Annotated in this window: 21 protein-coding genes; 19 read left to right on the top strand and 2 right to left on the bottom strand. The window is 70.4% G+C overall.

Annotated elements, in window-relative coordinates:
* Nucleotides 1-129: 129 nt before the first annotated feature.
* Nucleotides 130-912 carry a type I methionyl aminopeptidase gene (map, locus tag ASF75_RS04330; protein ID WP_056068965.1) on the bottom strand — a complete coding sequence of 261 codons (783 nt, stop codon included), beginning with the start codon at nucleotides 910-912 and terminating at the stop codon, nucleotides 130-132.
* A gap of 168 nt (nucleotides 913-1,080) precedes the next feature.
* On the opposite strand from map, the gene rplS reads away from it, so the two are divergent.
* The 9 genes from rplS to ASF75_RS04285 all read left to right on the top strand — a co-directional run bounded on the left by rplS (nucleotide 1,081) and on the right by ASF75_RS04285 (nucleotide 8,096).
* Nucleotides 1,081-1,437: a 50S ribosomal protein L19 gene (rplS, locus tag ASF75_RS04325; RefSeq protein WP_017888254.1), complete on the top strand. Its 357-nt coding sequence runs from the start codon at nucleotides 1,081-1,083 to the stop codon at nucleotides 1,435-1,437.
* A 123-nt stretch (nucleotides 1,438-1,560) separates the two neighbouring features.
* On the top strand, nucleotides 1,561-2,304 hold the full coding sequence (lepB, locus tag ASF75_RS04320; protein WP_017888253.1) for a signal peptidase I: 744 nt from the start codon (nucleotides 1,561-1,563) through the stop codon (nucleotides 2,302-2,304).
* A complete protein-coding gene (locus tag ASF75_RS04315) occupies nucleotides 2,301-3,041 on the top strand; it encodes a ribonuclease HII (RefSeq protein WP_056068963.1) in 741 nt (246 codons plus the stop codon). The genes lepB and ASF75_RS04315 overlap by 4 nt, the downstream gene beginning before the upstream one ends.
* Before the next feature lie 12 nt (nucleotides 3,042-3,053).
* Nucleotides 3,054-3,377 carry a DUF2469 family protein gene (locus tag ASF75_RS04310; protein ID WP_017888251.1) on the top strand — a complete coding sequence of 108 codons (324 nt, stop codon included), beginning with the start codon at nucleotides 3,054-3,056 and terminating at the stop codon, nucleotides 3,375-3,377.
* 114 nt (nucleotides 3,378-3,491) lie between these two features.
* On the top strand, nucleotides 3,492-3,842 hold the full coding sequence (locus ASF75_RS04305) for a histone-like nucleoid-structuring protein Lsr2 (RefSeq protein ID WP_056068961.1): 351 nt from the start codon (nucleotides 3,492-3,494) through the stop codon (nucleotides 3,840-3,842).
* Between the two features lie 151 nt (nucleotides 3,843-3,993).
* A complete protein-coding gene (locus ASF75_RS04300; protein WP_042539661.1) occupies nucleotides 3,994-4,383 on the top strand; it encodes a YraN family protein in 390 nt (129 codons plus the stop codon).
* Complete coding sequence (locus ASF75_RS04295) at nucleotides 4,380-5,903, top strand: YifB family Mg chelatase-like AAA ATPase (RefSeq protein ID WP_082046959.1); 1,524 nt, start codon at nucleotides 4,380-4,382, stop codon at nucleotides 5,901-5,903. The genes ASF75_RS04300 and ASF75_RS04295 overlap by 4 nt, the downstream gene beginning before the upstream one ends.
* A complete protein-coding gene (gene dprA, locus ASF75_RS04290) occupies nucleotides 5,903-7,138 on the top strand; it encodes a DNA-processing protein DprA (RefSeq protein WP_156463768.1) in 1,236 nt (411 codons plus the stop codon). The genes ASF75_RS04295 and dprA overlap by 1 nt, the downstream gene beginning before the upstream one ends.
* 25 nt (nucleotides 7,139-7,163) lie before the next feature.
* Nucleotides 7,164-8,096, top strand: a complete 933-nt coding sequence (locus ASF75_RS04285; RefSeq protein WP_056068957.1) for a tyrosine recombinase XerC — start codon at nucleotides 7,164-7,166, stop codon at nucleotides 8,094-8,096.
* A gap of 39 nt (nucleotides 8,097-8,135) precedes the next feature.
* Here ASF75_RS04285 and ASF75_RS17845 read toward each other — a convergent pair whose 3' ends face one another.
* Nucleotides 8,136-8,708 carry a M23 family metallopeptidase gene (locus ASF75_RS17845; RefSeq protein ID WP_056068955.1) on the bottom strand — a complete coding sequence of 191 codons (573 nt, stop codon included), beginning with the start codon at nucleotides 8,706-8,708 and terminating at the stop codon, nucleotides 8,136-8,138.
* Between the two features lie 343 nt (nucleotides 8,709-9,051).
* On the opposite strand from ASF75_RS17845, the gene ASF75_RS04275 reads away from it, so the two are divergent.
* The 10 genes from ASF75_RS04275 (at nucleotide 9,052) to ASF75_RS04230 (ending at nucleotide 17,845) form a co-directional block, all read left to right on the top strand.
* Nucleotides 9,052-10,494, top strand: a complete 1,443-nt coding sequence (locus ASF75_RS04275; protein ID WP_042539727.1) for a sugar porter family MFS transporter — start codon at nucleotides 9,052-9,054, stop codon at nucleotides 10,492-10,494.
* A gap of 321 nt (nucleotides 10,495-10,815) precedes the next feature.
* Entirely contained in the window at nucleotides 10,816-11,742 is a 927-nt protein-coding gene (gene rpsB / locus ASF75_RS04270) for a 30S ribosomal protein S2 (RefSeq protein ID WP_017888243.1), read from the top strand.
* Nucleotides 11,743-11,829: 87 nt separating this feature from the next.
* Nucleotides 11,830-12,657 carry a translation elongation factor Ts gene (tsf, locus tag ASF75_RS04265; protein WP_056068953.1) on the top strand — a complete coding sequence of 276 codons (828 nt, stop codon included), beginning with the start codon at nucleotides 11,830-11,832 and terminating at the stop codon, nucleotides 12,655-12,657.
* Between the two features lie 127 nt (nucleotides 12,658-12,784).
* A complete protein-coding gene (pyrH, locus tag ASF75_RS04260) occupies nucleotides 12,785-13,504 on the top strand; it encodes a UMP kinase (protein WP_017888241.1) in 720 nt (239 codons plus the stop codon).
* Nucleotides 13,505-13,551: 47 nt separating this feature from the next.
* Nucleotides 13,552-14,106: a ribosome recycling factor gene (gene frr / locus ASF75_RS04255; RefSeq protein ID WP_017888240.1), complete on the top strand. Its 555-nt coding sequence runs from the start codon at nucleotides 13,552-13,554 to the stop codon at nucleotides 14,104-14,106.
* Between the two features lie 65 nt (nucleotides 14,107-14,171).
* On the top strand, nucleotides 14,172-15,116 hold the full coding sequence (locus ASF75_RS04250) for a phosphatidate cytidylyltransferase (RefSeq protein ID WP_017888239.1): 945 nt from the start codon (nucleotides 14,172-14,174) through the stop codon (nucleotides 15,114-15,116).
* 78 nt (nucleotides 15,117-15,194) lie between these two features.
* The gene (locus ASF75_RS04245; RefSeq protein WP_017888238.1) at nucleotides 15,195-15,743 is read left to right on the top strand and encodes a DivIVA domain-containing protein; all 549 of its coding nucleotides are present in this window, start codon (nucleotides 15,195-15,197) and stop codon (nucleotides 15,741-15,743) included.
* A gap of 147 nt (nucleotides 15,744-15,890) precedes the next feature.
* Nucleotides 15,891-16,784: a lytic transglycosylase domain-containing protein gene (locus ASF75_RS18095; RefSeq protein ID WP_235517511.1), complete on the top strand. Its 894-nt coding sequence runs from the start codon at nucleotides 15,891-15,893 to the stop codon at nucleotides 16,782-16,784.
* A gap of 12 nt (nucleotides 16,785-16,796) precedes the next feature.
* The gene (locus tag ASF75_RS04235; protein WP_042539653.1) at nucleotides 16,797-17,099 is read left to right on the top strand and encodes a hypothetical protein; all 303 of its coding nucleotides are present in this window, start codon (nucleotides 16,797-16,799) and stop codon (nucleotides 17,097-17,099) included.
* Nucleotides 17,096-17,845, top strand: a complete 750-nt coding sequence (locus tag ASF75_RS04230; protein WP_056068951.1) for an alpha/beta hydrolase — start codon at nucleotides 17,096-17,098, stop codon at nucleotides 17,843-17,845. Before ASF75_RS04235 ends, ASF75_RS04230 begins: the two co-directional genes overlap by 4 nt.
* Nucleotides 17,846-17,913 lie beyond the last annotated feature (68 nt).

Genomic DNA, 17,913 nt, shown 5'->3' with positions numbered 1-17,913 from the left:
CCGCGGACACCTGTCGCTTTCGCTGTTCTGACGGTCCGCGGCCCGCGAGGTCTGTCGCCTCGGTGGGGTGGGGGCGACGCGTGACGGACTGGAGGCGCGGTGCCAGCTGGTGCCGCGCCTCCAGGCCCGCTACTGGTCGCGCTGGGCGCGACGCAGGGTCAGGACCTCGGGTCCGGCCTCGGTGACCGCCACGGTGTGCTCGACGTGCGCAGCGCGCGAGCCGTCGACGCTGCGCAGGGTCCAGCCGTCGTCGTCCTGGGAGAGCTCGTCGGTCGTCTGCATGAGCCACGGTTCGATGGCGACGACCAGCCCCGGCCGGAGCTTGAGCCCGCGGCCCGGACGGCCGTCGTTCGGCACGTGCGGGTCCCCGTGCATCGTGCGGCCGACGCCGTGCCCGCCGAACTGCAGGTTGACGTCGTGACCGGCCTGGTGCGCGACGTGTCCGATGGCGTGCGAGACGTCGCCGAGCTTGTTGCCGGGGGCGGCCTGGGCGATGCCGGACGCCAGCGCCCGCTCGACGGTGGCGATCAGGGCCTGGTCCTCGGCACGCGGCGTCCCGACCTGGACGCTGACGGCGGAGTCCGCGACCCAACCGTCGACGCTCGCGGCGAAGTCCAGGCTCACCAGGTCGCCGTCCTGCAGCGCGTAGTCGTGCGGCAGGCCGTGCAGGGCGGCGTCGTTGACCGACGTGCAGAGGTTCTTGCCGAACGGCGACATCCCGAACGACGGGTGGTAGTCGACGTAGCAGCTCTCGGCCCCGCGCTCGGCGATCATCCGGGCCGCGACGCGGTCGAGGTCGAGCAGGTTCACGCCGACGTCGACCGTCTCGAGCAGTTCGTCGAGCACGTCGGCGACGAACCGGCCGGCGACACGCAGGCCGTCCAGCTCGGCGGGGGTGCGGAGTTCGATCATGGGTCCATCCTCGTCGTTTTGCCTCGCGCGCTCTCTGTGGCAGTATTGAACGCTGTGCCCTGGCTGGACTCTGCCACGGGGGAGTCGCCGACACCGGGCACGCACCACCACTTTCCGAACCTTCTATCCGCGGCGACCCGTGTGCGTCCGCAGAGAGTGAAACCCACCATGAGCCAGCTCCTCGACAACGTCGACGCAGCATCGCTGCGGACCGACGTCCCGGACTTCCGTCCCGGCGACACCATCAAGGTGCACGTCAACATCATCGAAGGCACGCGCTCGCGTATCCAGGTCTTCCAGGGTGTCGTCATCGGCCGTCAGGGCCACGGCATCGGCGAGACCTTCAAGGTCCGCAAGGTGAGCTTCCAGGTCGGCGTCGAGCGCTGGTTCCCGGTGCACTCGCCGATCATCGACCACATCGAGATCGTCACCAAGGGTGACGTCCGTCGTGCGAAGCTCTACTACCTGCGCGAGCTCCGCGGCAAGGCGGCTCGCCGCAAGATCAAGGAGAAGCGCGACGCCTGATCGCCTTCACAGTGAACGTCCGCGAGCCGGACGACGCTGCGAGCCCCTCGTCCATGTACGGTTGTGCATCGACGGGGGGCTCTTCCCATTGCGGCAGAGCGAGCGGTTCGAACGAGAGCGGAAATGACGGACACGACAGACGATTCGGGGCGCAGGCCACGTGCCGAGAAGCAACGGAACGGTGTCCTCACATTCCTCCGCGACCTCGTCATCATCTTCATCGCGGCACTCCTCGTGTCGTTCCTGGTGAAGACGTTCCTGATCCGGTCGTTCTACATCCCGTCGGCGTCGATGGAGAACACGCTGCAGATCAACGACCGCGTGATCGTCAACGAGCTCGTTCCCGGAACCGTGGCGCTGAAGCGGGGGGACGTCGTCGTCTTCAAGGACCCGGGCGGATGGCTCACCGGTTCCGACGTGCCGAACGTCACGCCGGACACGCAGCCCGCCAAGGCCATCGACTGGGCCCTGACGCAGGTCGGGCTCGGCACGGGGGACAGCGACGACCACCTCATCAAGCGCGTCATCGGACTGCCGGGTGACAAGGTGTCGTGCTGCAACGACCTCGGGCAGATGTCCGTCAACGGCGTCCCCATCAAGGAGCCGTACCTGAAGCTGCCCGCCGGTGCCCCGGCCTCGGCGACCGACTTCTCGGTGACCGTGCCGAAGGGCACCATCTGGGTGATGGGCGACAACCGGAACGACTCGAAGGACTCCCGGTACAACGGCGACACCCCGTCGAAGGGCTTCGTCCCGATGTCCGACGTCACCGGCCGCGCGTTCGTCATCTCCTGGCCGGCGAGCCGGTGGACCTGGCTCGACGACCACCCCGAGGTGTTCGCCGGCGTGGAGGAGCGCGACGAGTGACCGCCGTCCGTCCGTCGCTCCGGGTCGAGAAACGGCTGCTGGCCGAGGGCCGCGTGACCGTGATCGGCATGGACGAGGTCGGCCGTGGCGCCATCGCCGGTCCGGTCGGGGTCGGAGTGGCCGCGGTGACGCTCGACATCGGACGTGTGCCCCAGGGGCTCGCCGACTCGAAGCTGCTCTCCGAAGCGCGCCGGACCGACCTGGTGCCCGTCGTGCAGCGTTGGGCGCGGACAGCGGTCGGCATGGCCTCGGCGGAGTTCGTCGACCAGCAGGGCATCGTCCCCGCCCTCGGTGCTGCCGGGGCGCAGGCGCTCGGTTCCCTGGTCGCAGACGGGGTGTCCCTCGACGGCGCAGTGGTCGTGCTCGACGGCTCGTTCGACTGGTTGAGCAGGGCCATCCCCGCATCCCTCCGGCCGGCGACGGAACCGCTCGAGGTCGTCGTGCGGGTCAAGGCCGACCGCGACTGCGCCTCGGTGGCCGCGGCGTCCGTGGTGGCCAAGGTCGCGCGTGACGCCGTCATGATCACGGCGCACGACGACGCTCCGCACTACGGCTGGGTGTCGAACAAGGGGTACGGGTCGACGGCGCACTACGACGCGATCCGGACGGTCGGGGCGCACACCCTGCACCGGAAGTCGTGGCTGCACCAGGCCTCGAGCGTCGCGCTGGACGGGTTCGACGAACTCGACGCCCCCGCGGCCCTGACCGGTCCTCCGCTCGGGCGTCCGTCGCCGTAGACTGTGGGCGCAATGGATGAGGACGAATTCGACGACTACGACCGCGAGGTCGAGCTGGCCCTGTACCGCGAGTACCGAGACGTGGTCTCGCAGTTCCGTTACGTGGTCGAGACGGAGCGCCGTTTCTACTTGGCGAACGAGGTCGAACTCGTGCGCCGTGACACGGAGCACGACTTCTACTTCGAACTGACCATGAACGACGTCTGGGTCTGGGACGTCTACCGTTCCGACCGGTTCGTCAAGGGTGTCCGCGTGCTCACGTTCAAGGACGTGAATGTCGAGGAGCTCACGACGCGGGAACTCGAACTGCCGAAGGAACTCGCACTCGACGAGTGATCGTCGCTTTTCATTCTGCTGCTTTCTCGGTGAATCGCCGGTGATCCGAAGCGCCATGGAATTGTTCGCGCTATTCTGATGGCGATTTAACCGCCCCACGAACAGGAGCACCCCATGGCACAGAAGGTCACCGTCCAGCTCGTCGACGACCTCGACGATTCCCCCATCACCACCGGTGAAGGCCGGACGGTCGAATTCGCGTTCGACGGCTCGTCGTACGAGATCGACCTGTCGAACGACAACGTCGACAAGTTCCGCGAGGCGATCTCCGATTACGTCGCCGCGGCGCGCAAGGTCTCCGGTCGTCGGACCGGTGGCGGTTCCGCCCCGAAGTCCGCACCCAAGCGCGGCAACTCGGAAGAGCTCGGCAAGATCCGCGAGTGGGCCAAGGAGAACGGGTACGAAGTCTCGTCCCGTGGTCGTATCTCGACGCAGGTGCAGGAAGCGTACGCAGCAGCGCACTGACGCTCGCCGCAGCAGGACCCGGGTGATCTCGATCGCCCGGGTCCTTCTTCTTTCCTCCACAGTGGCAATCTGCTCGCACTGATTCCACAGATTCTGCATCGTCACTGATGCGGCTGTTCGTTCCCGAGATCGTTGTCGTGGAGGCAACGACATGGAACAACAGGTGCAACGCCCACCGGGGCGGTCGCTCCGGAACGGCCGACTCGGGCGATTCGGTGAAGAACGCGCGGTGGTCTGGCTCGAAGCTCGGGGATTCCGTGTCCTCGAACGGAACTGGCGATGTGCGCGTGGGGAGATCGACATCGTCGCGTGGGATTCCTGCACGCTCGCGTTCATCGAGGTGAAGACCCGGTCCGGTGCGGCGACCGGGCACCCGTTCGAGGCGATCACCGCAGCGAAGCTCACCCGGATGCGTCGGCTCGTCCCCGAGTGGTTCGACGCGCATCCCGAGGTCTCGGCACGTGCGGTCCGCGTGGACGTCGTCGCGGTCCACGTCGACGGACCCCGCATCGTCGTCGAACACCTGGCAGGCGTGCTGTGACCGGCATCGGCCGCGCGGCCGCGGTCGCGCTGCTGGGGGTCACCGGCCGCTGCATCGAAGTCGAAGCCCACCTCACCAGTCAGCTCCCGGCGTTCAGCATCATCGGGCTGCCCGACACCTCGTTGGGCGAGGCGCGGGAACGCGTGCGATCCGCGGCCGCGAACGCGGGGTGCCCCTTGCCCGCCCGTCGGATCACCGTGAACCTGACCCCCGCTGCGATCCCGAAGCGCGGTTCCGGGTTCGACCTGGCCATCGCGATGGCGGTGCTCGCCGGCGCGGGACTCGCGCCGGACGTCTCGGAGCGTGTCGTGTACATCGGCGAGCTCGGCCTCGACGGTCGGGTGCGTCCGGTCCCCGGGGTGATCCCGATGCTCATCGCCGCGCGCGACGCCGGTGTCGACCGCGTGGTGCTGCCCGTCGGCAACCTGACCGAGGCCCGTGTCGTCAGCGGTGTGCGGGTCCGGGGTGTGGACTCGCTGCGGGCGGCGGCCATCGACGCCGGGGCGCTCCTGCCGGCGGTCGAGGTCGACCCGGTGCTGCCGGTCCCGATCCCGTCGGTGCCGCGTCCCGTGGCCGAGCTGTCCGACGTCGTGGGGAACCCGGTCGGGGTCCGTGCCGTGATCGCGGCGGCGGCCGGGGGACACCACGCGCTGCTGCTCGGGCCGCCGGGTGCCGGCAAGACGATGCTCGCCGAGCGGCTGCCCGGGCTGCTGCCGGACCTGGACGACGAGACCGCGCTCGAGGTCGCCGCGGTCCGGTCCGTCGCCGGACTCGGCCCCGCGTCCTGGAGCACGAAGCCACCGTGGGAAGCCCCGCACCACTCCGCCTCGGCTGTCTCGCTCATCGGCGGTGGGTCGGGGGTGCTGCGTCCGGGGGCCGTGTCGCGCGCCACCGGGGGCATCCTGTTCCTCGACGAGGCGCCGGAGTTCCCCCGGGCCGTGCTCGACGCGCTCCGGCAACCGCTCGAGTCCGGTCGGATCACCGTCCACCGGGCGGCGGGCGCCGCCGAGTTCCCCGCACGCTGCCAGGTCGTCCTCGCGGCGAACCCCTGCCCGTGCGGGAACGCCGGTGGTGCCCACGGGCAACCCTGTGAGTGCTCGCCGAGCACCGTTCGCCGGTACCTCGGGCGGATGTCCGGGCCGTTGCTCGACCGCATGGACATCCGCGTGCTCGTGCCCCGGGTGACGACGGGGCGGATGCGCGCCGCGGACGGCAGCACGCCGACCACGGCGGTCGCACGTGCAGCGGTCGCGGCAGCGCGGGCCCGCATGGCGGAGCGGCTGCACGGGACGGGATGGTCCCGCAACGCCGAGGTCACCGGGACCTGGCTCCGCGCCGACGGGCGCATCGAACCCGGGTCGACCGCGGACCTCGACCGTGCACTCGACCTCGGCACCCTGACGATGCGCGGCTGGGACCGCGTGATGCGACTGGCGTGGACGCTCGCCGACCTCGATGCCGTCGACCGGCCCACGGGTGAGCACATCCGGGGTGCCCTGGCCCTGCGGAGCGCGCTGTGATGCCGGCGGGCACGGAGCTCCTCGACACCGTGGCGCGCCTGCTGGGACGCAGCGGCGCCGCGGTCGACCCGGTGCAGGCCGCGGCACGGGTCGCGTGGTCGGCCATCGTCGAACCCGGGGACTCCGTCGCCGGCGAGCTCCTCGCCGGGCTCGGGCCGGAGCGCGCACTCGGTGGGGTGTTGCTCGCCGCGGACGGCGACCACGACGCGCTGCTGGGGGACTGCGTCGAGGCCGAGGTCCCCGGAGCCGAGGACCCCGCGGTGCTGCTCGGGGTGCTGCGGACCGCGGTGGAGCGCTGGCGGCCCCGGCTGGCCAGCGTCGAGGTGGGCGACGTCCTCGCGGCCGCCGGTGCGGTCGGCGCCGGTCTGCTCGTCCCGGAGAGCGACGGGTGGCCCTCGTCGCTGGACGACCTCGGGCCGCACGCCCCGGTGGTCCTGTGGACGCGCAGCCCCGGCGTCCGCCTCGGCGACGGGACGCCGGTGCTCGGGGTCGTGGGGTCCCGGGCGAACACGGTGGCCGGTGCCGAGGCGACCGCGGAGATCACCTCGACGGCGGTGGACGCCGGATTCCGCGTCGTCAGCGGTGGCGCCTACGGCATCGACGCCGTGGCGCACCGCGTGGCCGTCGCTGCCGGAACACCCACGATCGCGGTCCTGGCCGGTGGCATCGACCAGCTCTACCCGGTGGGCAACGCGCAGCTGCTCCACAACGTGGCACGGCAGGGCGCCCTGCTCGCCGAGTCGGCACCGGGGACACGACCGACGCGGTGGCGTTTCCTCGCTCGGAACCGGCTGATCGCCGCGCTGGCCGACGTCACGGTGGTGGTCGAGGCCGGTGCTCGGTCCGGGGCGCTCAACACCGCTCACCACGCCGCGCAGCTCGGCCGGCCGGTGTTCGCCGTGCCCGGAGCCTTCGCGTCCTCGGCGTCGGTCGGGTGCCACCGGCTCATCGCGCAGCGGCGGGCGGAGATCGTCGTGCACCCCGGCGATCCGGTCGCGGCGATCCGTGCGGTGTCCGGGACCGGTGGGGGAGCGGTGCAGGACGAGCCGTTGTTGTCCGGCAGGCAGGACCCCGAGGTGGTCCGGGTCCTCGACGCGCTCGGCCGTCGTGCGCTGCCCGAAGCCGAGATCGCCCGCCGAGCCGGGATGTCGACGGCGGACGTCGCCGACGCGCTCGCGCTGGCGCAGCTGCAGGGGCTCGTCGTCCCGAGCGGCGGCGGGTGGGGGCGGGCATGACGGTCTGCAGCCGTACGCTGACGTCGTGGCTTCGCGGACGGACGATCGACTCGAGGCGGCGGTGCACGCCTTCCTCGGACACGCGCGGCACGCGCGGGGCCTCAGCGGGCAGACCCTCCGCGCGTACGCCAACGACCTCGAGCAGCTCGTCACCTTCGCGGGCGGCCGCAGCGTCGACCGCGTCGCCGACGTCGAGCTGGAGCTCCTGCGTGACTGGCTGTGGGACGCCGACCAGCGGGGGCTGGCCCGGTCGACCATCGCCCGACGGTCCTCGTCCGTGCGGGCGTTCACCCGGTGGGCGAGCGAGACCGGGGTGACCCCGACGGATGCCGGGGTCCGGCTCCGTGCGCCGAAGGGTGGAGCGCACCTGCCCCGAGTGGTGTCCGCCGACCAGGTGCGCACCCTGCTCGACGGGCTCGGCGCCCGGGCCGCGACGGACGACCCGACGGCGCTGCGGGACCTGGCCCTCGTCGAGATCCTGTACGCGGCGGCGATCCGGGTCAGCGAACTCGTCGGGATCGACGTGACCGACCTGGACCGCGGACGCCTGACCGTGCGGGTCCTCGGGAAGGGCGGCAAGGAACGCGTGGTGCCGTTCGGCGTTCCGGCGCGCGACGCGCTCGAGGCATGGCTGGAGCGCGGACGGCCCGCCCTCGCCGCTCGGAGCGTCGGCCCGGCGAGCACGGCGCTGTTCCTCGGCGACCGTGGCGCCCGACTCGGCGTCCGGAGTGCGTACCGCGTGGTGGCGCGGTTGCTCAGTGATCTGCCGGGCGAGGGCCCGAGCGGCCCGCACACCTTCCGCCACACCGCGGCGACGCACCTGCTCGACGGGGGAGCGGACCTGCGCGCGGTGCAGGAACTCCTCGGGCACGCGAGCCTGGGGACGACGCAGATCTACACCCACGTGTCGTCGGCGCGGCTGCGCGAGGTCTACCGGACGGCGCACCCGCGCGCCTGACGCTGCGCCGACGTCCCTGACGCTCGGTCGCCGGTGGGCTCAGCCGGGCCACGCCGACTCGGGCAGCAGCACCGGCCACTCGGCAGGCGGCAGGTACGGCATCGGGTCGACGTAGCGACCGTCGACCCGCGCACCCAGGTGGAGGCACGGTGCCGTCGCCGGACAGTGCCCGACCGAGACGCGCCCGACTGCATCGCCCTGCACGACCTCGTCACCGGCGGCGACCAGGGGCGTCACCGAGTCGAGCGTGCTGACCAGCCCGCTGCCGTGGTCGATCGTCACGACGGTGCGGCCGCCGACCGCGCCGGCGAACGCCACGGTGCCGTCCGCCACCGCCGACGCGGTCGTCCCCAGGGCCGCGGGGACGTCGATGCCGCGGTGGCCGGCGGCGTAGTCGGAGGACGGCGCCTCCCACGCACGCTCGACCACCCGTGACCCGGTCGGCCAGACCCAGCGGGCCTCGGCTCCGTCGGCGTCGGCCGCAGGAGTCACCGACGGCCCGGCTCCCGACGACGGCGCAGCACCGAACGCCGCCGCCCCGAACGCCGCCGTCCCGCACAGCACCGCCGCGCACACCACGGACAGCAGGACGGGACGGGAGCTCGATCGCATGTCCCCAGCCTCGGCCGTGGAACCGGCCCCGTGGCGGGCACGGGGCGATCCGTGGAGGGGGAGTCGCGCCTCCAGGCCTGGGGAGGAACGACGCGACGGCCGATGCGACGGAGTCGACGTCGTCCGACAGCGACACCGTCGTTCCGCGTCGGCACGCCGACCAGTCGATCCGCGTCGGCACGCCGACCAGTCGTCCCGATCTCGCACCCGGTTATGACCACATCCCGGGCGAGGAGTACAGTCGGGGCCGCTCCGGAACACGCAACGCCGCTCGGACGGCGAACCAGCCGACCGCCGGGGCACCGTGCTGCACACCGGCACGGCGGCAGAACCCAGGAGCATCGTGTCCACCACGACCACCGGGCACGGCGAAGACCGTGCGTTCAAGGGGAAGGTCACCCTGTTCGCCATCGCGGCGGCGGTCGGTGGCTTCCTGTTCGGCTTCGACTCGTCCGTCATCAACGGCGCCGTCGACGCGATCAAGGGTGAGTTCAACCTCTCCGACGCGGCCAGCGGCTTCGCGGTCGCTTCGGCCCTGATCGGCTGCGCGTTCGGCGCCTACTTCGCGGGCCGTCTCGCCGACCGCTACGGCCGCACCCGGATCATGTTCTGGGCCGCCGTGCTGTTCTTCGTCTCGTCGATCGGATCGGCGTTCGCGTTCGCCACGTGGGACCTCGTGGTCTGGCGTCTCGTCGGCGGTCTCGGCATCGGTACCGCCTCGGTCATCGCACCGGCGTACATCTCCGAGGTCTCCCCGAAGGCGATCCGCGGGCGGCTGGCCTCGTTCCAGCAGCTCGCGATCACGCTCGGTATCTTCGCCGCGCTCCTGTCCGACCAGCTCTTCGCCGTGACCGCGGGCAGCGCTTCGGCCGAGGTCTGGGGCCTGGCCGCCTGGCGCTGGATGTTCCTGGTCGGGGTGATCCCCTCGGTCGTCTACGGCGTCCTGGCGATCACGCTGCCGGAGTCCCCGCGGTACCTGCTCACCAAGGGGCGGGACGACGACGCGCGCGTGGTGATGGGCAAGATCGTGCCGCGCGACACCGTGAACACGAGCCTGGAGGAGATCCAGGACGGCATCAAGAAGGAAGCCAGCGAGAAGAAGGGCTCCATCCGGGGCAACCGCTTCGGGCTCCAGCCGATCGTCTGGGTGGGCATCATCCTGGCGGTGCTGCAGCAGTTCGTCGGCATCAACGTGATCTTCTACTACTCGACGACGCTCTGGCAGGCGGTCGGCTTCAAGGAGGAGGACTCGTTCCTCATCTCCACGATCACCTCGGTGGTCAACGTCGCCGTGACCTTCATCGCGATCTTCCTGGTCGACAAGGTCGGCCGCAAGCCGCTGCTGGTCGCGGGTTCCGCGGGCATGTTCGTCTCGCTCACCATGGTCGCCATCGCGTTCTCGCAGGCGACGATCGTCGACGGCAGCCCGAGCCTCCCCGGCTCGTGGGGCGTCATCGCGCTGATCTTCGCGAACCTCTTCGTGGTGTCCTTCGGCGCTACTTGGGGTCCGCTGATGTGGGTCCTGCTCGGTGAGATGTTCCCGAACCGCATCCGTGCCACGGCGCTGGGGATCGGTTCCGCCGCCAACTGGATCGCGAACTTCATCGTGACGATCTCGTTCCCGGTGCTCTCGGGCTTCAACCTCACCGTCACGTACGGCATCTACGCGCTGTTCGCGCTGCTGTCGCTCTTCTTCGTCATCGCGAAGATCCCGGAGACGAAGGGCCGCTCGCTCGAGGAGATGGGCATCTCCGCCGACGGCGACACGGTGGACGCCAAGGCCTGATCAGGACGGCCGGATCCGCGGGGATCCGCCGGATCGACCGGACAGGAGGCCCGGATCACGTCAGCCGCGAGGCGCGCGTGATCCGGGCCTCCCTTCTGTTAGCATCTATCCAGCAGCGTGCTGATGCGCGCTGACTTCGCGTGTCCACCAGGCCCTCATCGGCTCGGTACCCGACCACCGGTCCCGCTCTCACGAGCGGGCGGTCGCGTGCCAGGACACCAGGGATCACGACCGACGGTCGCGATCGACACAACCGCAACAGGTCCGCAGTGACGTGTGAGAGCACGGCTGCGCGCCGAGAACACAGAAGGAGGACGGCACATGGCCGTCGTCACCATCCGCCAGCTGCTCGACAGCGGCGTCCACTTCGGACACCAGACCCGTCGGTGGAACCCGAAGGTGAAGCGCTTCATCCTCGCCGAGCGCTCGGGCATCCACATCATCGACCTGCAGCAGTCGCTGGCCTTCATCGACCGCGCGTACGACTTTGTCAAGGAGACGGTCGCGCACGGTGGCACGATCCTCTTCGTGGGCACCAAGAAGCAGGCCCAGGGCTCCATCGCCGAGCAGGCGACCCGCGTCGGCCAGCCGTACGTCAACCAGCGTTGGCTCGGCGGTCTGCTCACGAACTTCCAGACGGTCTCCAAGCGCCTCGCGCGCATGAAGGAGCTCGAGGAGATCGACTTCGACGACACGACGAAGGGCTTCACCAAGAAGGAGCTCCTCATCAAGAAGCGCGAGCTGGACAAGCTCCACAAGACCCTCGGTGGTATCCGCAACCTCACGCGGACCCCGAGCGCGCTCTGGATCGTCGACACCAAGAAGGAGCACCTCGCCGTCGACGAGGCGCAGAAGCTCGGTATCCCGATCATCGGCATCCTCGACACCAACTGCGACCCCGACGAGATCACGTACCCGATCCCGGGCAACGACGACGCGATCCGCTCCGTCGGTCTCCTGACCCGCATCGTCGCCGACGCCGCGGCCGAGGGCCTGAAGACCCGCCACAACGGTGGCGACGAGGACGAGGCCAGCGAGCCCCTCGCCGAGTGGGAGCAGGAGCTCCTCGGTGGCGAGACGGCAACCCCGTCCGCCGACGCCGCCCCCGAGGGTGCGACCGTCGAGGAGAACAACGCTGACGCGCAGGTCGCCGCGAAGGAGATCGGCGAGCCGATCGCTGACGAGGCGAAGAACGCGGAGCCGACGGCCGAGGCCGAGGCAGCCGCGGAGACCACCCCCGCCGAGTGAGCTGCCGGGGCGTCGGACCCACCGGGTCCGGCGCCCCGACTGCACTCCACTCTCCACACACGTACAGTCCAGAAAGGACTCCAGTCAATGGCAAACTTCACCGCTGCTGACGTGAAGAAGCTCCGCGAGGACCTCGGCGCCGGCATGATGGACGCGAAGAACGCGCTCGTCGAGGCCGACGGCGACTACGACAAGGCCGTCGAGCTGCTCCGCATCAAGGGTGCCAAGGCCGTCGCCAAGCGCGACGACCGAGCCACCTCCGAAGGCGTCGTCGTCGCGACCTCCGAGAACGGCGCCGCCACGGTCGTCGAGCTCGCGAGCGAGACCGACTTCGTCGCCAAGAACGAGAAGTTCACGACCCTCGCCGACAAGGTGCTGGGTGCGGTCGCCGCTGCCGGTGCCGCCGACGTCGCCGCCGCCAACGCTGCACCGCTGGACGGCAAGACCGTCCTCGAGGTCGTCAACGAGTCGGCTGCCGCGCTGGGCGAGAAGCTCGAGGTCCGCACGGTCCGCCGTGTCGAGGGCTCGGCCTTCGAGATCTACCTGCACAAGACCAGCCAGGACCTGCCGCCGCAGATCGCCGTCGTCATCGCGTACGAGGGTGACAACGCCGCCGAGGCGCGTTCGATCGCCCAGCACGTCGCGTTCGCGAACCCGACGTACCTGACCCGCGACGAGGTCCCGGCCGAGGCCATCGAGAAGGAGCGTGCGACCGTCGAGGCGATCACGCGCGAAGAGGGCAAGCCCGAGGCCGCCCTCCCGAAGATCGTCGAGGGTCGGGTGAACGCCTACATCAAGCAGGTGTCGCTCCTCGACCAGGACTACGCGAAGGACAACAAGATCTCCGTCGCGAAGGCCGCCGAGAACGCCGGCATCACGATCCAGGGCTTCGGCCGCGTCAAGGTCGGCGCGTAACGAACCCGTGACGGGGTCAGGAACCAACGAGGTTCCTGGCCCCGTTTTTCGCGCGCACCGACACGACACGCGCGCGACACATCCGCGAGTACATTTCCACGAGACCACGACGAAGGGTGCGGACCAGATGACCGACGAGAAGACCGGACGACGCCGCGTTCTGCTGAAGCTGTCGGGAGAGGCGTTCGGCGCCGGCTCCCTCGGGGTGAACCCCGACGTGATCGGCACCATCGCCAAGGAGATCGCCGTCGCCGCGCGCGAGGTCGAGATCGCGATCGTCGTCGGCGGAGGCAACTTCTTCCGTGGCGCCGAGCTCTCGCAGCGCGGCATGGACCGCGGACGCGCCGACTACATGGGCATGCTCGGCACGGTGATGAACGCGCTCGCGCTGCAGGACTTCCTCGAGCAGGCCGGCGCCGCGACGCGCGTGCAGTCCGCCATTGCGATGACCCAGGTCGCCGAGCCGTACATCCCGCGGCGGGCCGAGCGGCACCTCGAGAAGGGCCGGGTCGTCATCTTCGGTGCCGGCGCCGGTCTGCCGTACTTCTCCACCGACACGGTGGCGGCGCAGCGTGCGCTCGAGATCAAGGCGGACGAGGTCCTCGTCGCCAAGAACGGCGTCGACGGCGTGTACACCGCGGACCCGAAGAAGGACGCCTCGGCCGAGAAGCTGCACCACGTGACCTACCAGGACGCACTGCTCAAGGGCCTCAAGGTCGTCGACGCCACCGCGTTCTCGCTCTGCATGGACAACGGCATGCCGATGCACGTCTTCGGCATGGAGGGCGACGGCAACGTCCAGGCCGCCATCCGTGGCGAGCGCATCGGCACCGTCGTCAGCAACTGACCCCCGGCGCTGACTAGACTCGACGCCAGTACCGAAGGAGTAACACCGTGATCAGTGATGTCCTGACCGAAGCCACCGAGAAGATGGCGAAGGCTGTCGAGGTCGCCAAGGACGACTTCTCGACCGTCCGCACCGGCCGCATCAACGCGGCGCTCTTCCAGAAGATCCCGGTCGAGTACTACGGCACCCCGACGCCGCTCGCGCAGCTCGCGTCGCTGCAGACGCCCGAGGCCCGAACGCTCATCGTCACGCCGTACGACAAGTCGGCGCTCAAGGAGATCGAGCGCGCCATCGCGACGTTCCCGAACCTCGGTGCCAGCCCGACGAACGACGGCGACATCGTCCGCGTGACGATCCCCGAGCTCACCAAGGACCGCCGCAAGGAGTTCGTCAAGCTCGTGCGGACGAAGGGCGAGGACCACAAGGTCGTCATCCGCAACATCCGCCGCAAGGCCAAGGACGACCTCGACGCGCTCAAGGGTGAGATCTCCGACGACGAGATCTCGCGTGGCGACAAGGACCTCGAGGGCCTGACGAAGAAGCACGTCGACCAGATCGACGACGCGCTGAAGAAGAAGGAAGCCGAACTCCTCGAGGTCTGATGCGTCGCTCCGACCAGGGCGATGACCGCCCCACAGCAGAGCACGGGCCCGCGACGAGCGGGCCTGTGAAGAAGGGGCTCCGCCAGGACTTCGATGCGCGCGCACGTGCGGCGCGCACCGACTTCGAGGCGCAGCTCCGCCAGCGCAAGGCCGACTTCGGTGCGCGGAACGAAGCACTGACGGCGCGGACCGGGCGCAACCTGCCGGCGGCGATCGGCATCGCGCTCGCGTTCGCGGTCGTCATGCTCGGCACGCTGCTCCTGTTCACGCCGTCCTTCATGGTGGTCGCGGCGTTCCTGCTGGGCGTCGGCGTCTACGAGCTGACGAGCGCGATGCGCTTCGCCGGCCGCGACGTCCCGCGGATCCCGAGCGTCGCCGTCGCGATCGCGGTGGTGCCGGCGGCGTTCCTGTACGGGCAGGCCCCGGCGCTGTTCACGCTGCTCGGCGGCATCGTCCTGATCAGCGTCTGGCGCCTGGTCGAGGTCGCCCTCGCCCGGCAGAAGCCCCCGGCCGCCAACGTCGTCCGTGACCTGACGAACGGGCTGTTCGTCCAGGCGTACATCTCGTTGCTTGGTGCCTGCGTCGTGCTGCTCTCCGCCCAGCGGGACGGCAACCTCTGGGTGATCGGCTTCATCCTCGTGGTCGTCGCGGTCGACACCGGTGCGTACGCGACCGGCCTGAACCTCGGCAAGCACCCGATGGCACCCCGCATCAGCCCCAAGAAGACGTGGGAGGGTTTCGCCGGGTCCGTGGCGGCGAGCATCGTCGTCGGCATCCTGGTGGCCGTGTTCATGCTCGGGCTGCCCTGGTGGACCGGTGTCGTGCTGGGTGTGCTCATCTCCGGGTCGGCCACGCTCGGCGACCTGACCGAGTCGATGATCAAGCGTGACCTCGGCATCAAGGACATCTCGTCGTTCCTGCCCGGGCACGGTGGACTGCTCGACCGCATCGACAGCATCCTGCCGTCGGCCGCGGTCGCCTACGTGCTGTACCTGGTCGTCAACCACTGACCCGCCCCCGGGCCGGGCTGTACGTGGCACTCAGCGCGTCCAGGTTGTGCCACGGGTCGGGACTGGCAGAATGACGCCGTGGCCACCACCTTCCCGACCGCAGCCCGTTCCGCCCTCGGTTACGACGTCGACGAAGTCGAGCGTTTCCTCGAGGACGCCCGGCGCGCGTACTCCGCCGACGACAGTGCCCCCGGCATCGAGGCTGCGAAGATCCGTGCCACGGCGTTCTCGATGCGCAAGGGCGGCTACTCCACCTCGCACGTCGACGCCGCTCTCGAGCGGCTGGAGGACGCCTTCGCGGCGCGCGAGCGTGAGCGGGAGATGAGCGAGGTCGGCAAGAAGGCCTGGTACGCCGAGGCGCGGACGAAGGCGTCGGACGTCGTGGCACGCCTCGAGCGGCCCGACGGCCAGCGGTTCAGCCGGGTGAGCGTCCTCGGCACCGGCTACCACCCGAAGGACGTCGATGCCTTCGCCGCCCGACTCGCGGGGTACTTCCGCGAAGGCAAGCCGCTCAGCCTCACCGAGGTGCGCTCGATCGTGTTCCGCCCGAAGCACGGCGGGTACCGCGAGGCGCAGGTCGACGCGGTGCTCGACGCCGTCGTCGAAGTGATGCTCGCTGTCCGATGACGACGCGCTGTCCCCAGGTGCTTCGCTTTCCGTGATCGTTCCGTTACCCTGGTCCTACTCATGGGCAGGCACACGGCAGATTCAAGCTCCGACCGCGATACCCGCGAGCACCTCAGCCTCCAGGCTTCCGGTGAGCGCCGCGCGGCAATGCAGCGAACCCGCACGACGGAGACGTCGGCGTTCGGGGTGACCCCGCAGGCAGCGGCGACGGGGCCGGTGGCCACGCCGAAGTCGGTCGCGGCGAACCGCGTCTCGGACGAGCGTGTGGCGTCCTTCGCCCACGACGCGCTCGTCGCCGAGCAGCGTTCCCCGAAGCAGCGCACCGCGACGGTCCAGCGCCGTACGACGCCGAAGCTGGCCGAGCCGGCCCGTGTCGCGTCGGTCAACGCCGTGGCCCGCAAGCGCGCGACGGCCCCGATGTTGTCGTTCGTCGGCGTGTTCCTGTTCGTCGGCGGGTCGCTGTTCAACCCGCTGCAGGCCGACGTGGCACAGGCCGCCGTCGACACCCCGGTGCTCGTGAAGGCCCCGGCACCCCAGCAGTACACCGCACACGGCACCTACGGCGAGGCCGCTGCCGACCGCGACGGCTACGGCGTCACGGTGCCGGCCCCGAAGGTCGTGAAGCCCGTCGTCGAAGACGACGACGCCGATGCCACCGACGACGCCGCGGATGCCGCAGCCCCCTATTCCGAGCCGGTCTCGGCCGCCAACACGCTCGCGGCCACCGCCGCGACCCCCGACCCCGGCAGCGCGCAGGCGATCGCCCTGCAGCAGGTCACGGCCCGCGGCTGGGGCACCGACCAGTACAACTGCCTGGTCTCGCTCTGGAACAAGGAGTCCGGCTGGCGGGTGAACGCCTACAACCCGAGCGGTGCGTACGGCATCCCGCAGGCCCTGCCCGGCAGCAAGATGGCCACGGCCGGCGCCGACTGGCAGACGAACCCGGCGACGCAGATCACCTGGGGTCTCAACTACATCGCCGGCGTCTACGGCACCCCCTGTGGTGCGTGGGGTCACAGCCAGGCCAACAACTGGTACTGATCGGCTGCTCGGGTGCCGCGCAGCAATCGGCCGCGGCGTCCCCGTGGTCGCGACGTCGAGCCTGACGAGGAGTCCACCCTCGATCGGCTGATGAGTTCGTGGAAGCGCACCGAGGTCCGCCACGGTCGCGAGTACCAGGTGCAGCCGATCTCTGCCGCGTCGGCGCAGAAGGAGTACATCTGCCCGGGCTGCGGTGGCACCGTGTTGCCCGGCACCGCCCACGTGGTGGTCTGGCGCGCGGACGGCGTCCTGGGTGACGCCGCCGACCTGGCGTCCCGTCGGCACTGGCACAACCACTGCTGGAGCATCGCATGACCGAGCACGACGTGACGCACGACACCGAGATCCGCTCCGCGACCGAGCTGCCCGCCCGACGCACCGAGGTCGAGCTGGTCACGGACGACCACCTGACGCTCGTCGGGGAACTGGCCGAGCCCGCCGACGCGCCTGCCCGCGGCACCATCGTCACGCTCCACCCCCTGCCGACCGCACACGGCTTCATGGACTCCCACGTGCTCAAGAAGGCCGCTGCCCGGTTGCCGGCCCTGGCCGACATCGCGGTGCTGCGGTTCAACTTCCGATCCGTCACGTCGCCGCGCGGCACGTCCGAGGGGGGCTTCGGCGACGGCGTCTCCGAGGGCTTCGACCTGCGTGCCGCTGTCGCCGAGGTCGTCGACCGCGGGCTGCCGACGCCGTGGCTGGTGGGGTGGTCGTTCGGCACCGAGGTCATCCTCAAGCACGCACTCGAACACGTCGAGGCCGGCACCGTCGCCGGGGTCGTCCTGCTGTCACCGCCGCTGCACCGCACGTCGGACGCCGAGCTCGCCCGCTGGGCCGCCGTCGACGTCCCGGTCGTGGCGCTCGTGCCGGAGCACGACGACTTCCTGCAGCCCGAAGCTGCGGCCGCGCGGTTCGCGCTCGCTCCCAATGTCCGGGTGGTGCCCGTCGCGGGCGCGAAGCACCTGTGGGTGGGGGAGCGGTACGTGCGGATCGTGCTCGACGCGATCGCCGACCTCGTCGTCCCGGGCAGCGCACCGCTGGCGACCCACTGGCCGGTCTGAGCAACGCCCACGGCACGCCGTGCGCCCCGCCACCTGCTGCGGGTGGGGCGGCCTGGAGGCGCGTGTCG

The sequence above is a fragment of the Curtobacterium sp. Leaf154 genome, assembly GCF_001424595.1.
Taxonomy (GTDB): domain Bacteria; phylum Actinomycetota; class Actinomycetes; order Actinomycetales; family Microbacteriaceae; genus Curtobacterium; species Curtobacterium poinsettiae.
The sequence above is the reverse complement of the archived record's forward strand: the minus strand, read 5'-3'. Positions and strand labels throughout refer to the sequence as shown.

Coding starts and splice junctions, on each gene's coding strand:
- dprA (WP_156463768.1), top strand. CDS start 5,903: ATGCCGGCGGGCACGGAGCTCCTCGACACCGTGGCGCGCCTGCTGGGA.
- ASF75_RS04310 (WP_017888251.1), top strand. CDS start 3,054: ATGGATGAGGACGAATTCGACGACTACGACCGCGAGGTCGAGCTGGCC.
- ASF75_RS04305 (WP_056068961.1), top strand. CDS start 3,492: ATGGCACAGAAGGTCACCGTCCAGCTCGTCGACGACCTCGACGATTCC.
- map (WP_056068965.1), bottom strand. CDS start 912: ATGATCGAACTCCGCACCCCCGCCGAGCTGGACGGCCTGCGTGTCGCC.
- ASF75_RS18095 (WP_235517511.1), top strand. CDS start 15,891: ATGCAGCGAACCCGCACGACGGAGACGTCGGCGTTCGGGGTGACCCCG.
- lepB (WP_017888253.1), top strand. CDS start 1,561: ATGACGGACACGACAGACGATTCGGGGCGCAGGCCACGTGCCGAGAAG.
- rplS (WP_017888254.1), top strand. CDS start 1,081: ATGAGCCAGCTCCTCGACAACGTCGACGCAGCATCGCTGCGGACCGAC.
- tsf (WP_056068953.1), top strand. CDS start 11,830: ATGGCAAACTTCACCGCTGCTGACGTGAAGAAGCTCCGCGAGGACCTC.
- ASF75_RS04230 (WP_056068951.1), top strand. CDS start 17,096: ATGACCGAGCACGACGTGACGCACGACACCGAGATCCGCTCCGCGACC.
- ASF75_RS04300 (WP_042539661.1), top strand. CDS start 3,994: ATGGAACAACAGGTGCAACGCCCACCGGGGCGGTCGCTCCGGAACGGC.
- rpsB (WP_017888243.1), top strand. CDS start 10,816: ATGGCCGTCGTCACCATCCGCCAGCTGCTCGACAGCGGCGTCCACTTC.
- ASF75_RS17845 (WP_056068955.1), bottom strand. CDS start 8,708: ATGCGATCGAGCTCCCGTCCCGTCCTGCTGTCCGTGGTGTGCGCGGCG.
- pyrH (WP_017888241.1), top strand. CDS start 12,785: ATGACCGACGAGAAGACCGGACGACGCCGCGTTCTGCTGAAGCTGTCG.